15 protein-coding genes are annotated in these 14,384 nt (G+C 67.9%); 7 read left to right on the top strand and 8 right to left on the bottom strand.

The features are described 5' to 3' along the window. Window positions 1-14: 14 nt before the first annotated feature. The 3 genes from ACQEVO_RS13560 to ACQEVO_RS13550 all read right to left on the bottom strand — a co-directional run bounded on the left by ACQEVO_RS13560 (window position 15) and on the right by ACQEVO_RS13550 (window position 4,007). On the bottom strand, window positions 15-797 hold the full coding sequence (locus ACQEVO_RS13560) for an ESX secretion-associated protein EspG (RefSeq protein ID WP_432912907.1): 783 nt from the start codon (window positions 795-797) through the stop codon (window positions 15-17). Beyond that, entirely contained in the window at window positions 794-2,821 is a 2,028-nt protein-coding gene (locus ACQEVO_RS13555) for a hypothetical protein (RefSeq protein WP_432912905.1), read from the bottom strand. The genes ACQEVO_RS13560 and ACQEVO_RS13555 overlap by 4 nt, the downstream gene beginning before the upstream one ends. 196 nt (window positions 2,822-3,017) lie before the next feature. After that, entirely contained in the window at window positions 3,018-4,007 is a 990-nt protein-coding gene (locus ACQEVO_RS13550) for an LLM class flavin-dependent oxidoreductase (protein WP_432912903.1), read from the bottom strand. 209 nt (window positions 4,008-4,216) lie between these two features. Between ACQEVO_RS13550 and ACQEVO_RS13545 the strand changes: the two genes are divergently transcribed. Continuing rightward, entirely contained in the window at window positions 4,217-5,431 is a 1,215-nt protein-coding gene (locus ACQEVO_RS13545; RefSeq protein ID WP_432912901.1) for a metallophosphoesterase, read from the top strand. A 123-nt stretch (window positions 5,432-5,554) separates the two neighbouring features. Here ACQEVO_RS13545 and sigJ read toward each other — a convergent pair whose 3' ends face one another. After that, the gene (gene sigJ / locus ACQEVO_RS13540) at window positions 5,555-6,445 is read right to left on the bottom strand and encodes an RNA polymerase sigma factor SigJ (protein ID WP_432912899.1); all 891 of its coding nucleotides are present in this window, start codon (window positions 6,443-6,445) and stop codon (window positions 5,555-5,557) included. Between the two features lie 146 nt (window positions 6,446-6,591). Here sigJ and ACQEVO_RS13535 point away from each other — a divergent pair, with 146 nt between their 5' ends. From ACQEVO_RS13535 to ACQEVO_RS13510, 6 genes are all read left to right on the top strand, one after another. Next, entirely contained in the window at window positions 6,592-7,176 is a 585-nt protein-coding gene (locus ACQEVO_RS13535; RefSeq protein WP_432912897.1) for an NADPH-dependent FMN reductase, read from the top strand. 12 nt (window positions 7,177-7,188) lie between these two features. Next, window positions 7,189-7,656: a YybH family protein gene (locus tag ACQEVO_RS13530; protein WP_432912895.1), complete on the top strand. Its 468-nt coding sequence runs from the start codon at window positions 7,189-7,191 to the stop codon at window positions 7,654-7,656. A 138-nt stretch (window positions 7,657-7,794) separates the two neighbouring features. Continuing rightward, entirely contained in the window at window positions 7,795-8,733 is a 939-nt protein-coding gene (locus ACQEVO_RS13525; RefSeq protein WP_432912893.1) for an alpha/beta fold hydrolase, read from the top strand. A gap of 226 nt (window positions 8,734-8,959) precedes the next feature. Next, window positions 8,960-10,105, top strand: a complete 1,146-nt coding sequence (locus ACQEVO_RS13520; protein WP_432912891.1) for an FAD-dependent oxidoreductase — start codon at window positions 8,960-8,962, stop codon at window positions 10,103-10,105. 68 nt (window positions 10,106-10,173) lie between these two features. Then, on the top strand, window positions 10,174-10,926 hold the full coding sequence (locus ACQEVO_RS13515; protein ID WP_432912889.1) for a hypothetical protein: 753 nt from the start codon (window positions 10,174-10,176) through the stop codon (window positions 10,924-10,926). 94 nt (window positions 10,927-11,020) lie between these two features. Next, window positions 11,021-11,638 carry a TetR family transcriptional regulator gene (locus tag ACQEVO_RS13510; RefSeq protein WP_432912887.1) on the top strand — a complete coding sequence of 206 codons (618 nt, stop codon included), beginning with the start codon at window positions 11,021-11,023 and terminating at the stop codon, window positions 11,636-11,638. A gap of 131 nt (window positions 11,639-11,769) precedes the next feature. Here ACQEVO_RS13510 and ACQEVO_RS13505 read toward each other — a convergent pair whose 3' ends face one another. The 4 genes from ACQEVO_RS13505 to ACQEVO_RS13490 all read right to left on the bottom strand — a co-directional run bounded on the left by ACQEVO_RS13505 (window position 11,770) and on the right by ACQEVO_RS13490 (window position 14,325). Next, window positions 11,770-12,045, bottom strand: a complete 276-nt coding sequence (locus ACQEVO_RS13505) for a hypothetical protein (RefSeq protein WP_432912885.1) — start codon at window positions 12,043-12,045, stop codon at window positions 11,770-11,772. Window positions 12,046-12,061: 16 nt separating this feature from the next. Further along, the gene (locus tag ACQEVO_RS13500) at window positions 12,062-12,268 is read right to left on the bottom strand and encodes a DUF2945 domain-containing protein (RefSeq protein ID WP_432912883.1); all 207 of its coding nucleotides are present in this window, start codon (window positions 12,266-12,268) and stop codon (window positions 12,062-12,064) included. Between the two features lie 118 nt (window positions 12,269-12,386). Beyond that, the gene (locus ACQEVO_RS13495; protein WP_432912881.1) at window positions 12,387-13,211 is read right to left on the bottom strand and encodes a class I SAM-dependent methyltransferase; all 825 of its coding nucleotides are present in this window, start codon (window positions 13,209-13,211) and stop codon (window positions 12,387-12,389) included. Between the two features lie 178 nt (window positions 13,212-13,389). Beyond that, on the bottom strand, window positions 13,390-14,325 hold the full coding sequence (locus ACQEVO_RS13490) for a LysR family transcriptional regulator (RefSeq protein WP_432912879.1): 936 nt from the start codon (window positions 14,323-14,325) through the stop codon (window positions 13,390-13,392). Window positions 14,326-14,384 lie beyond the last annotated feature (59 nt).

Below are 14,384 nucleotides of genomic sequence, written 5' to 3'. Positions count from 1 at the left end.
TCGCGAGGGCCCGATCACCGACGTTCGTCACGGATCGCGGCCACCACAGCGGCCGTCGCGTCCGAGATCGCGGCGGACAGCCGCGTGCGGTCGGCCGGTGTGGCGACGAGCGGATCGCTGAGCGGGATCACATAGCGCCCGTCCTCGCGCAGATCGCGCCAGTCGAGCCCATAGTGGCAGATCCCCCGTGGCCCGAAGCGGGAACAACCCTGGACCACCGTGATCCTGCCCTGTCCGGTGGCCGGGGTGTTCCGGAACTGTTCGGCCAGCTCCTCTTCGGAGTCCTCGAAGGTGCCGGTGACCGCCGAGCGGCCATAGTCATAATCCATGGTGGTATCGGCGGCCGGTGAGCACAGTATCGTCGCCCCCCGGGCACCCGCTGCACAATCCGGAAGTTCGGCGGCGACCAGATCCGACAACGCCAGCGGGTCCACTTCGCTGATCACGTAACCACTGCTGTGCCATACGGTTTCGCCGGGCAACTGTTTGACCAGGTACCCGGCGTTACCGCGCCGCACGCCCAGCATCCGGATCCGGCCGGCGGGATCGTGGGGATCACCGGTCCAGCCGTGCGCGACGATCCGGATATCGGGCCGGGCAATGATCTCCAGCGCCCGCTCCACTGCGGGGTCCGAACCGGTCCGCAGCTGTTCCCGGACGGTCTGTTTCTCCGCCAGGAAATCCTCGTAGAGCGGGGTGCGGCTGGTGAAGACGAACGGCTCGGGCAGCAGATCGGCCTGATCCCGTTCCCACGCGACCACGAATTCGAGGTCGGACAGTTTCCAGGTACGTGTCATCCCACTATGGATCTGGTGAAGGTGGGACCCTCTCCCAGTGCCTGGTCGAGGTGCTTCTTGGACCTGAGGTATTTGGCCCGGTCGTGATCTTTGTCCTGCTGCCCCTGATTCCCGCCGGCCGCGCCGGGACTGCCGGGGGCGCCGTTCATCGGTGTGGTCGGTCCCATTCCAGCGGCCGCCGCCCGGGCGCCGGCCAGCGGGCCTTCCAGGGCCGCGCGGGGGAACAGTGCGGGGCTGCTCCGCAACCCAGGAGCGGCGGGACTGGAACCGCCGGTTCCGGTGCCGCCGGAAGCTGCTCCACCCGCGGACAATCCACCGGGCCGCGGCCCACCGGCCGGCGGCATGCCAGGGGGCGTGGGCACCCTCGGCATACCTCCCGGAAGAGAGGTCTGCTTTGCCGCCTCTTCCGCGGCTGATCGGGCGGACTGCAGACCCTTGCCCGCGAGGTCGGCCAACGGGTTGGCAGGATTCGCGGACCCGGCGGCGGAGCCGCCGGTGGGAGGAAGCGCACCGGTGGGCGTGGGCGTCTGCGGGGCCGCGGAAGCGCCGGTAGGACCGCCGGCTCGTGCACCTGGACCGAGCGGGGCCGGCCCGGCGGGTATATCCGGTACACCGTTCGGCATCGGACGTCCCGGCGCGATCGGCGCGCCGCCGCTCGGGACGGAGGTCCCCGAGCCGGACGGGCCGGTGGTCGATCCAGCGGGGAGTGTCGCAGGAGGTGGGGTGTCACCCCGAGCGGGTGCGGTGGCGGCGGGCAGTTCGTTGAACGCCGGGAGGTATTCCGAGCTGTTCTGTACGCCTACCACATAGTTGTTCTCCATGTTCTGGCGGTGGATGGCGAGTTGCCGAGCGATATCTGCCTCGGTCGCCGTACGGATCGACGATCCCCCGCCCGTCAATCCACCCGAGCCACTATAGGGATCGTAATGAGCATAAGACTGCCCTGGATCGTAATAGCTCTCCGGCGGTTCCGGAGTATCGGGCATTCCCTTGGCGGTGTTCTTCAGCCAGCGGGAGGCGTAATCGAGATTCCCGCTGAACGCTTCGATCCGGAGGATGAAATCCCGGGCGCGTGCGTGATAGTCCTGCACAGCCGATTTGGCTGCTTCTGCGCCCGCACCGTCCCACTCGCCCTCCGGCACCTTCGTCAGTCGAACGGCCAGGCCTTCGACCGATTTTCCCATTTCACCGGCCACCCATTTCCACATCTCGGCCTGGTGGTAGACGGGTTTGACTGCCTTTTGGGTCGAGACACCCAGATCGTAGAGGTCACGCCACTGCTGACTATACGGATTCTCCGTGGCGCCACCACTTTCCAGCGTCTCCTGCTGGAGTGACTTCGGCCGCGCCTGGTTGGAATCGTCGAAGTAGAGCATGTTGTCGTTCACGTTCGCGGGGCGGACCAGCTCGCTTGCCTCGATCGGTTTTCCGGACTTCTGGCCGGCATCATCGGCATCGGTGACATCACGGGCCCCCACGGTGGTGACTTCGGTATTCGAACCCTTGCTGAAGGTGGCCGGTTCGCGACCCTCGTTCGGTGGTTGCCGGGAAAATTTTTCGGGTGCGGCCGACGCGGTCGGTGGCCGGATACCGGCGAGCGCAGCGCGCATGGCCTGCCGGGACGGGCCGGGGAATTCCGCTGCCGACCGATCGTCGGAAGCGAGGTAGTTCCGGCCGGCCCATTTGAAGGTATCGAGCATTTCGCCCAGTACCGTCCGGAAACTGTCCATCACGGAGTCGATGGTGTTGGTCGTGCCGTTGAGCTGGTTCGCCAGATACCAGCCCGACGGGAGGTGGCTGAGTTCGCTCAGGCGGCCCATATCCTTGATCGCCTGCCGCAGCGCGCCCACCGTGCCCATGACCTCGGCGCATTCCAGGGCCGCGGATTGCGCGGCGGCCGGATGGAAAATCACCCGGCCTTTCGATGCCTGCGCCGCGACCTTCTTCCAGGGATCCTGGTCCGTCGCCCGGACGAGCGGGCCGACCGACAGGTCCGGGGCGCCGTGGTCATCGGGTGTCCGCATCGTGCCTCCACGCGTCGGCGCGCGGCCGCGGTGGCGACCGGCGGCGTTCCTCTCGTATCGCCCGCTCATCCTGGCACGTCAGGGGCGCGTGGCCCGGCGCCCGGCTTCCCCATGCTGGAGATGATCCGGCGGCGGCAGTGATTTGCCCGCGCCCGGGAAATGACGGTCTGTCGAGACTTCCGGTACGGCCGACGGCTCAGAACCACTCGCCGGCAAGAAGCTCCAGGGAGCGCTGCCGCACGGCGGGGTCGTAGGCGTAGGTGACGGTGATGAGCTCGTCGGCGCCGGTGCGCTCGACGAATTCCGCCAGTTCCCGCACGACCGTCCGCGGCGCGCCGACTGCCCTGATACGCAGCATCGAGTGATCCCGGCCGCCCTGGGCAGCGAGCTCTTCGGGGTCGATCGGTGGCTGGAGCTTGCGGCGCCGGCCGCTGCGGATATCGAGGAACATCTGCCCGAGCGTGGTGAACTCGCGCTCGGCTTCCTCGTCCGTCGGCGCCACCATGACATTGATGCCCGCCATCAGGTAGGGCTCGGCGATCTGTGCGGTGGGTGCGGAATCGGAAAACGTGTCCCGGTAGACCCGGACGGCCTCGTCCAGCTGATCGGGCGCAAAGTGCGAGGCGAGGGCGAAAGGCAGGCCGAGCTGCCCGGCGATGGAGGCCCCGTTGACGGTCGAACCCAGGACCCAGATGGGGACCTCGGTGCCCGCGGAGACAGCGGAAACGATCGGGGCGCTGCGGGCCGTTCCGTCCGTGCCGAACCAGCCCTGCAGATCGAAGATGTGCTCGGCGAAGGCCTGCGGTTCGCTGGATGACCTGTTCAGCGCACGAGCGGTCATCATATCCGTGCCCGGGGCACGGCCCAGGCCCAGATCGATCCGGTCGCCGTACATACTGGCGAGGGTCCCGTACTGCTCGGCAACCATCAGCGGCGCATGGTTGGGGAGCATCACACCGCCGGATCCCACGCGGATCCGCTCGGTGACCGATGCGGCCTGGGCGATCAGCAGCGCTGTGGCGCTGGCGGCCAGGTTGGCGGTGTTGTGATGCTCGGCGAACCAGAGCCGCCGGTAGCCGAGCCGGTCCGCCGTGCGGGCCGCGTCCATCGAGGCGGCGATGCCGTCGCGGGCCGTTGAGCCTTCGGGGATGGAGACCAGATCGAGAATGCTCAGTGGCACGGACACTGTCGCAGGTTCCTCACGTCGACGTCGATGAATGCTGCCGGGTCAACCATCGGAACCGCGGGTCTATTCCTGCCGACGGACGAGGCATGCGCGCCTGCGCGCCGGTGACCGGCCTGGTCACCGCGCCGGCGGCCATTGCCGGCCCGGTTTGCCGAGTGACTTCCCCGACATCGCCGGAGCTCCTCGAGAACTGAATTAATATTCAGGTGGTGAGCACTCCGTCGCCGGATACGGCGATTCGATCGGATTCGCGTACTTCACCCGGACCGCTGCGGGCACTTGCGATCGCTACGGCGATCGTCGTCGTGCTGCTGGTCCTCTTCGCTGTCCCGTGGTGGACGTTGGTGATGTCCGGAACTCGGTGGCCGGCACCCGTTGTCGCACTGGGTACAGCGGCCTTCGCGGTCACGTTGGTGGCCTTACCCGTGACACTGGTATTGAGCCACGGCCGTCGCCATCTCGACTGGGCAGGCATCGTCGGCGACTCCATCCTGGGAATCGTCTGGGTGCTCTTCGCATGGTCGGTGATAGGCACGGTCGCGCGGTTCGTTCTCGCCTTCGCCGGTGTGGAGGACCCGCTTCGCTCACGTTCGGTGGCCACCGCCGTGGTACTCGTCACCGCAGTTCTCCTGCTGTGGGGCAATCGGGAGGCCATGCGAATTCCTCGGATAAAGCATGTGGACGTCACCCTGCCACGACTCGGCCCCGGGTTGGACGGCACCCGGGTCGTCGCCGTCACCGACACCCATTTCGGTCCGATCAACCGGACGAAGTGGTCGCTCGGGGTTGCCGCGGCCGTGAACGAACTACGTCCCGATATCGTGGCCCATGTCGGAGATATCGCCGATGGCCCCGTGGAGCGACGACGTGGGCAGGCGGCCCCGCTCGCCACCATGCAGGCCGGGCTCGCCCGGGTCTATGTCACCGGCAATCACGAGTACCTCGGCGAGGCGCAGGGCTGGCTCGACCACATGGACTCGATCGGCTGGAAGACGCTGCACAACGAGCATATTGTCGTCGAGCGTGGCGGCGACCGTCTCGTACTCGCGGGTGTCGACGACGCCACTGCGAAGTCGGCGAAACTGAGTGGTCACGGCGCGAACTTCGACGATGCCCTGGCGGGAGCCGATCCCGGGCTGCCGGTGCTGATGCTCGCGCATCAACCGAAGCAGGTTGCCGAGTCCGCGGCTGCCGGTGTCGACCTCCAGATCGCCGGCCATACCCACGGCGGGCAGATCTGGCCGTTCAACTTCCTGGTCCGCCTCGATCAGCCCACCGTGCACGGATTGAGCCGGCACGGTGCACGGACCCAGCTGTACACCAGCAGGGGCTCGGGTTTCTGGGGTCCTCCTTTCCGTATCTTCGCGCCCAGTGAAATCACGGTGATCACGCTTCGTTCCGTTTCTCCCGGCACTGTCGTCTGATCCGCCGGACCATTGCTCGCCGCTTCGCCGAAGGGCGCCCGCTGACACGAGTACGCAGGCCGATATCACCGCCGGTCGGATTCGGTGAGCCGCGGACGGATTCTTGTCGTTGCCGGACCCGGTTCAGCCGGTTGTCCAGAGACGTAGTTTCTCCGGGTTGCGGATTGCCCAGATGTGGGTGATGCGGTCGTCGGCGATGTCGAAGGCGTAGACCGAGACGATGGTGTCGCCGAGCCGGGCGGCCAGGCCTGGTTGACCGTTCACCGTGCGCTCCATCAGCGTTACCCGGGGACCGCGGGCGGCTATGTCGATCCACGCCCGGGCGATGTGTTCGCTGCCGGTGATCGGGTCGCGGAAGGCCGGAGCGAGGCCGCCGCTGTCCGCGGTCGCGGTGGCGGCCGGGTCGAGCAAGGCGATCAGGGCCTGCATATCGCTCGTCTCCCAGGCCCGTTTGAAGTCCCGGACCACCTCCGCATGCTGTGTGCTCGACGGGCTGCGCGCGGTATCGATGCGGCGGCGGGCGCTGGAGGCGAGCTGGCGGCACGCGGCCGGGGTACGTCCGACGATCTCGGCGACCTCGGCGAAGGAGTAGCGGAAGACGTCGTGCAGGACGAACGATACGCGTTCGGCCGGTGTCATCGAATCGAGGACGACGAGGAAGGCCATGCCGATCGATTCGTCGAGGGTGACCCGGTCGGCGGGATCGGCCGCGGTGGTGCCGTCGAGCCATTCGGACCGGCCCGGAAGCGGCTCCGGAATCCATTCGCCCACATAGCGTTCCCGTCTGACGCGGGCCGAGCCGAGTAGGTCGAGGCAGATCCGGCCGGCGACCGTCGTCAACCATGCGCCGGGCGCCGCCACCTCCCGCCGTCGCGGTTCGGGCAGCGCGTACCAGCGCGCGTAGGTCTCCTGCACCACATCCTCGGCGTCGGTCAGCGAGCCGAGCAGCCGGTAGGCGATATTGATCAGCTGACGGCGTTCTCCGGTCACCTCGGGCGGCTGCGGATCGGTCACGGATGGCTCCTTCGGTCTGCGCACTCACTGATATCCACTCACCGATATCGACGAATCGGCGAGCCGATCTGTGAGGCGGCCTGACATTCCGGGTGGCTGTGTCGTCGGAAGGTGGTAGCGCTTTCGATCGAGCAGGAGTTCCGTAAATGACCAAGATCGGCATCATCCTCGGCAGTACCCGGCCCAACCGTAGGGGCCCGCAGGTCGCGCGGTGGGTTATGGATACGGCATCGCGGCGTGGCGACGCCCAGTTCGAACCGATCGATTTGCGCGACCATCCGCTTCCGCATCTGGACGAGCCCACCCCGCCGATGTTCGGCCCGTCGGCGCATCCGCATACCCGCGCGTGGGCCGAGCGCATCGCTCCGTTCGACGGCTTCGTCATGGTGACCCCGGAATACAACGGCGGCGTCCCCGGGGTGTTGAAGAACGCCATCGATCATTTGTGCGGAGAATGGACCGACAAGGCGGTCGGATTCGTCTCCTACGGCGTGAGCGGCGGCGCCCGCGCGGTGACGCAACTGCGGGTGGTGTGCGGGACACTGGGTATGGCCGATGTGAGCCGTCCGGTGGAGATCTCATTGCTCACCGATTTCGAGAACCACACCACCTTCACACCGCGTGAGCACCACGTGGCCGCCTTGGACAAGACGCTGGATCAGCTCATCGCCTGGAGCGCCGCCCTTGCGCCGCTGCGGGCCGGGGCCGAAACCGTTTCCGCCGGTTCGTGAGAGATTCCCGAGATGACCGAACGCGATGACCACCGCTCACGCGCCGGCCGCATCCAGACGGATGAGGCCGAGCTCCGCCGCTGTATCGACGAGGTGATCGCAGGGCTGCGAGCCAAAGATCTCGAAGCCCTGAAGCGGCTGTACGCCCCCGGCATCGTCTCCTTCGATGTCGAACCGCCGCTCCAGCATGTCGGGATAGCCGCGAAACTCGCGAACTGGGCGAAAGTCTTCCAGCTCTTCGAGACAGTGGCCTATGAGGTCCGCGACCTGACCTTCGCCGTCGGCGGCGACGTGGCGTTCGGGCACGGCTTCGCGCGTCTGCGCGGCACGCTGAAGAACGGGACCGCGGCGCCCGGGATGTGGGTCCGGGTCACCTTCGGAATGCGCAGGATCGACGGCACCTGGTTGATCGCCCACGACCAGGTCTCGGTGCCACTCGACATCACGACCGGCAAAGGCGTGGTCGACCTCGAACCCTGACAGGGTCCCGGGGTTCACGACGGGCGGCCGCAACCACGCGGGCCGGGCCGGGCTGTGATCTGTGCCATGCCCCATCACGCCGGTTCGGGGGCGCTCGTCCAACAGATGCCATGTTCACTTGATCAGAAAGTCTGTGCCATGACATCGAAACCGGCATTCAGAAGGTTGGTCGCGCTCGCCGCGGTGCTGGCCGGCGTGCTCGCGGTTCTCATCGTGCCGGCCGCTTACGGTGAGCCGCCGGCCTCGGATTACCGGTCGCAGTACCTGTCGCGGGTGGAATCCCACTACGTGGATACCGGCCTCGCTCGCTTTCACTACACCCGGATGGGGACCGGGTCGCCCGTCGTGCTCGTCGCGGGCCGGGGTTTGTGGGGGTACTCCTGGCGCGACGTGATCCCGGCGCTGGCGGCCGAGCACACCGTCTACGCTGTCGACCTGCCCAGCCAGGGATTCACCGAGCTGCACCGCGGCGACTTCGCCTACGATCTGCCCGCGATGTCGCAGGCGCTGGTGAGTTTCCTCGACGCGGTCGGCCTGCGGCGCACCGCTCTGGTCGGCCACTCGTGGGGTGGTGCCTGGAGCCTGTACTTCGCGGAGCGGCATCCCGAGCGTGTCGAGCGGCTGGTCCTGCTCGACTCGCCTGGGCTCGATGCCGAAAAAGCCTCTGTCACACCGTTGTTCACCACGCCGCTGGTGGGCGAACTGGCCACGAACCTCACGACCCGGGCGTTCTACGCCGACAATATTCGCGGTACGTTCCAGAACAAACACCTGGTCACCGATGAAGTGATCGACGAGTTCTACGCGCCGTTCTCCCGTCCCGCCAACCGTGCCGGATTTCTGTCGTTGTGGCGCAACCTCGACTACCGGCTCACCGATGCCGGACTGGAGCAGGTCACCGCGCCCACTCTCGTGCTGTGGGGCGGCGCGGACAGTTGGCTGCCCGCATCCCAGGCCGGTCGCCTGGCCGAACGCATCCCGGATGCCACCGCCGCGGTCCTCCCGGGCTGCGGGCACACCGTGCACGAGGACTGCCCGGCGCAGGTGAACCCGCTGCTCGCCGCATTCCTGCGCTGAACCGCGACGATCTTCCGGAGAGCGGGCGGCTCGCGGTAACGACCCGTGGATCGTGAAGCGCCACCGCGCCCGCTTGCCGGGTGTCGCGGACGGCTGCCGGTGCTCGGACGGCGCGCTGGTGTGCCGCCGCTCGTTCAAGTCAACACCCGTAGGCCAACAGCTGTTGACTTGCGGGGATTCGCCCTCTACCGTCAATGCCAACAAGTGTTGACATCTAGGAGTTGTCATGACCAACCACAGCGCAGACGTCCTGATCGTCGGGGCCGGCCCGGTCGGCCTCACGGCCGCGGTCGTGCTGAAACAACTCGGCCACGACGTGGTGATCGTCGACCGGCAGGCCGCGGGCGCCAACACCTCCCGCGCGGCGGTGGTGCATCCGCACACCCTGGAAATACTGGAGCCCTACGGCGTGGTACCGGCCCTGGTGGCCCGCGGAGTGCACACCCCCACGTTCGCGATCCGCGACCGGGACCGCCTGCTGATGGCGGTTCCGTTCAGCGAACTACCGACCGCCTACCCGTACACGTTGATGATCTCCCAGGCCGACACCGAGAAGTACCTGCTGGACCGGTTCACTGCGCTCGGTGGAACCGTCACGCGCCCGGTGACGGTCACCGGGATAGCGCAGAACACGGATTCGGTCACCGCGACGCTCGCGGAGGGTGAGCCGCTGCGGGCGCGCTATGTGCTCGCCGCGGACGGTATGCACAGCCTCGTGCGGGAGCAGTCGGGTATCGGGTTCGCCGGTGCCGCCTACGCCGAATCGTTCACCCTCGCCGATGTCCGCCTCTCCGGCGGCGTGCCCACCGACGAGGTCATCCTGTACTTCTCGCCGGCCGGGCTCGTGGTGGTGGCGCCGCTGCCCGACGATATGTTCCGGATCGTGGCGACCGTCGACGAGGCACCGCACGATCCCGATATCGCGTTCGTGCAGGGGTTGCTCGACGAACGTGGCCCGCAGGCTCATCCCGTCGCGGTCGAGGACGTGGTGTGGGGGTCGCGGTTCCGGGTTCACCACCGCATCGCCGATACCTTCCGGCACGGCCGGGTCCTGCTCGCCGGAGACGCGGGGCATGTGCACTCACCGGCCGGTGGGCAAGGGATGAACCTCGGCATCGAGGACGCGGTCACGGCCGCGACAACCCTGTCCCGTGTCCTGGCCGGCGAACCGGAGACCTTGCTCGACGACTACGCCGAAAGCCGGCATCGCACCGCGGCGGCAGTGGTCGCCATCGCGAGCCGGCTCACCGATCTGGCCACCGCGTCGGCGCGGGTGCGGCCGATGCGTAATACCGCCATGGCCCTGGCGGGTAAAGCGGCACCCGTGCGAAACCGGCTGGCCTGGCGTCTGTCCGGACTCGACCGCCGCTGAGAACACGGCCGCCGTAGATCGCCGACCGACGACGTCGATAGCCGAAAAAGGATGATTGGAGCGCGACCATGCGTATTGTCAACGAACATCTCAACCCGAGCCCGGCGGCCCTGGTGGCACCGAGCGACACCGGATATCTACTGCTCGCGGCCGAGGTCGATCGGCGGCCGATGTTCCTGCCCGGCAGCCGCGCCAAGGCGCGCCTGATCCGCGAGGCCGCAACCGCCGCCGCGGAGCTCGAGGGGAACCCGGAGGTGGTTCGGGCCAACGTATTCCAAGGGTTTGCCCACCTGGTCTTCGGTGAGAACCACCGGCTGCTGCGCCGCGCGGTCGCCGCGGACCGGCTGCGCCGGGCCCGCTACGACGTGGTGATCCTCGTCGAGGTCACCGATCCCGCCGCGATCGATACGCTGCGTACCGGCGACCGGTACCGGCGACTGGCGGGCCTTGTCGAGGCCGGGGCCCGGCGCACTTTCGAAGTCGCCGCCGCCAATCCGCGCAATATGGGCGATGTCGACGCCGGGCGGCAAGGAGTGTTCCTGTTCAACTTCTTCTACGGGCAGGAGGAAAAGGAACTCGTCCCGGTCTGGGAGTACACGGCGGGATGGTGGGCGGTCAACACCGGATTGGACAACTCCCGGGTCATGCAGCCGCTCCCCGGAGAACCACGCGACTACGGCATCATCAACCACTGCCGGTGGGACCGCCTGCGCGACGTCGCCCCCAAGATGATCTTCCGGCCCTCGTTCCGGCGGTTCGTCCTGGCCAACTTCGCCGCCAACAACATCTCGGCGCAACCCGCCCTCTATCGGCTGGTGTGATGCGCTACCGGGCGACGACCGGGTCGCATCGGTGGATTGTCCGCGGTCCGGACTTCAGGCAGTTGTCAACGACCGTTGGCCTACACTCGTTGGCATGAGAAGGTCATCGACGGAAACCAAGGCGGCCATCCTGTCCGCGGCCCGGGAACGATTCGCCGCCGACGGCTACGACCGCGCCACCATCCGCTCGATCGCCGCCGACGCGCACATCGATCCGGCCATGGTGATGCGCTATTACAGCAACAAGGAGGGGCTGTTCGCCGCGGCGGTCGAATTCGACCTGGAACTGCCGGATCTGGCCGCGATCGAGCGAGCGCGTGTCGGCGCCGCGGTGGTCACCCACTTCCTCGAGCGCTGGGAGCGCGATGAGGCACTGCTGATCCTGTTGCGCGCCGGGGTCACCAATGAAGCGGTCGCCGAACGGATGCGGTCGATCCTGGCCGCGCAATTGCAGCCCGTGATCGCCCGGGTGAGCGACGACCCCGGCGACGGGCCGGTCCGGGCCGCGCTGGCGGCATCGCAGATTCTGGGTATGGCACTGTGCCGGTACGTACTGGCCTTCCCGCCGCTGGTCGCGATGCCGCGCGAGGAGGTCGTCGGCTGGCTCGCCCCGGTCATCCAGGCCTACCTCACCGGTGAACGCCCGAACCCGGACACCGGCGCCTCGCCGGGACCTCGCACGCCGGAGCCCGCCGCTGAACCGCTCCGATGACGGCACCGACGCGGGGGACCCGCGGTGGCGCACAAGTGTTCGGACGTATTCGCCGGATGCCGCGGCCGGTCACGAGGCACCTGCGAGGTGTATGGACCGCCCGGCCGGTTGAGCAGTGCGTAGTTCCGGCCTCAGTCGTGTGACATCCGGAACCGTCCGATCACTTCCTGCACCTGTTGGCGGTCCCCGTTGCCCGAATCCAGCCGTTCGACGGCTCGCAAAACATCCCTGAGCTTGGCCATCTGCCGTTCGACCTGCTCGTTGTAGGTGGCGATCGCGCCCAGGATCTCGTCGACCTCGGTCGCCACGTCGCCGGCGCCCAAGTCGGCGAGCCGGTCCCGGATCGCGGTCAGGTCGCCCTCGCGGGCGAGTAGTTCGGCAGGCTTCTGCCTGTGCAGGTCGTTCACGGGAGTACCTCGTTCATCAGTCGTTGCGGGGGCGCAGCGCCTCGGGTTTGTGCACGGCGTCGCGACCGCTCGCGGCGCGGCGCACCCGGTATTGCGGGTCATTTCCGGATGCGCGGACCGTACGGCCGGCCGCTTCGGTGTCGGCGGTGACGGCGTCCTCCCACTCGCCTTCGGCGGTGCTGCCGCGGCCGTTCCATGGAGGCTGCCTCCTGCCCCGGTTCATGCTTCGTGTCAGCGGCTTACCCCGGCGAAGAGACGGGAAACCGGTAGCCCACCTCGCGTGCCGCCGCGCGGAATTGCCGCGAGCCCGGCGTCCTCGAGGATGCCGGGCGCAGCCGGACTCAGAACGAGAAGCGGTTCAGCATGTCGTATCTCCCGATCGGTGTCGCGCGTAGGCACCGGACCACGACCCGCAACGGCCTGGACGGGATCCGGCCGGCGTCCGCCAGGCTCGAATCGCTTTCCAGGAAATGCAGCCGGGGATTCCACTGCTGGAGTCGCCGCGGATCGCGGATACCCCAGGCGATGATGCCCTTGGTGAAGACCTTCGACAGGCGGGCTCCGATCGGCGCCACCGTATCGAAGAGGAGTTCACCACCGGGGAACCGATCCGTCAGCTGCTGTAGCAGCGTGCGGACCTCGGCCTCGCGCAGGTACATGAGCAGGCCCTCGGCGATGATCAACGTGGGCCGATCGGCCGGGATCTCCGCTGTCCAGCCGGGGTCGGTCACGGAGGTGCCGATCATCCGGTAGCCGTCCCGGTCGTCGTCGTAGAGCCGGCGGCGGAGGTCGATGACGTGTGGTTGGTCGATATCGAACCAGCGCACCTCCGGCGGCGGCCGCAGCCGGAACGCCCGGGTATCCATTCCGCAGCCCAGATGGAGCACCACGGCGTCGGGGTGGCGGCCGAGGAAATCGGCGGACCAGGAATCGAGCCGGGCGGCCCGCAGGGCGACCAGCCACTGGTTCACGCCGGGCCGTATCGTGCGGCGTATCCGGTCCCAGTCGTAGTCGATCCGGTCGACCACGTCGGCTGCCGCGCGGTCACCGAGCACCGAATGCGGGGACCGGCTGTCGCAAGCCCGCAAATACAGGGTGCAGAGATTGGTCCACTCCACCGAACGCCAGCCGACCGCGCGGAAATCGACCTTGTCCGACCGGCTCATCGCCTCCTCCTCGTTCGACACGTGTGCCGCGTGCCCCGATATGAACAGCCGAAACATCACACGCCGCCGATGCCCGGGGTGTGGCGCACCCACCGTTCTGATGGGACCTCGATGGGATCCGGGTACGCAGTGTTTGGGGGACCCGGTTGCCGGACGGATCGTGAGGTCCGCGGACCGCCTAGCGTTTGCGACCTCGGGCCGGCTTCTTCCGCGCGGCGATCGGCTTCCCGGCGGGACGCGGCCGCTTGCCCGCGGAGTCCGGCTTCCGGGGGGCCGGCTCGGTGACCTTTCCGGTGGGGGAGCGGGAGCTGTTCTCCGAGCGGCCGCGCACGACGCCGATGAATTCCTCGACCGAGCCGGTGGTCCGGGCAGCGGGCCAGGCGAGGGCGATTTCGGTGTCGTCGGTGTCGGTCACCGTGCGGTAGACGAGGTCGCGCCGGTGGTGCAGGCGGGCGATCGAATGGGGCACGATGGCGACGCCGACGCCGGCGGCGACGAGTTCGATGGTGGCCGCGACGGTGTCGATATCGGCCGTGTCTTGCAGGCGCTCGTCGGCGAGGTCGGCCATGGCGACTTCGTCGAACGCTGCGATCGCGTGATCCTTGGGTACCACGACGACGGGAAGCTCACGGTAGAGCGGGATCGCGTTCATACCGTCGCGGTCGATCGGCAAGCGGACGAAGCACATATCGACCCGGCCCTCGCGCAGCGCCGGTTCCTGCTCGGCCTGGGTGACAGGCACCAGGTCGAGCGGGGTATCGGGGAATCGCCGGCCCCAGATCCGCTCCCACTTGGTGACGGTGACGCCGGGCACGAAACCGACCCGCAGCGTCGCGGGGGCCGTGTCCGCCGCGGTACCCGCTTCGTTCTCCGTCCGCGCGATGAGGTCGCGTGCCTCCCGCAGCAGCTCCCGTCCCGCGTCGGTGAGCTGGGTCGGCTGCGCGCCGGGTACGAACAGTTTCGTACCGAGCTCGGTCTCCAGCTCGATGACCGTATGACTGAGTTTCTGGCGGGAGATATGCAGGGCCTTCGCGGCGCGGGCGAAATGCAGTTCCTCCGCGACGGCGGCGAACCAGCGCAGGCGCTGCACATCGATCGAGGAGAACCGGCTCATATCGGCAAGGGTATGGCACCGCGGCGTCCGGCCCGGCTCGGCGGCCCGATACGCTGTTC

It is taken from the genome of Nocardia sp. CA-290969 (assembly GCF_050936135.1).
Classification (GTDB): Bacteria; Actinomycetota; Actinomycetes; order Mycobacteriales; family Mycobacteriaceae; genus Nocardia.
Note: the sequence above shows the minus strand (reverse complement) of the source record. Positions and strands in the feature narration are given on the sequence as shown.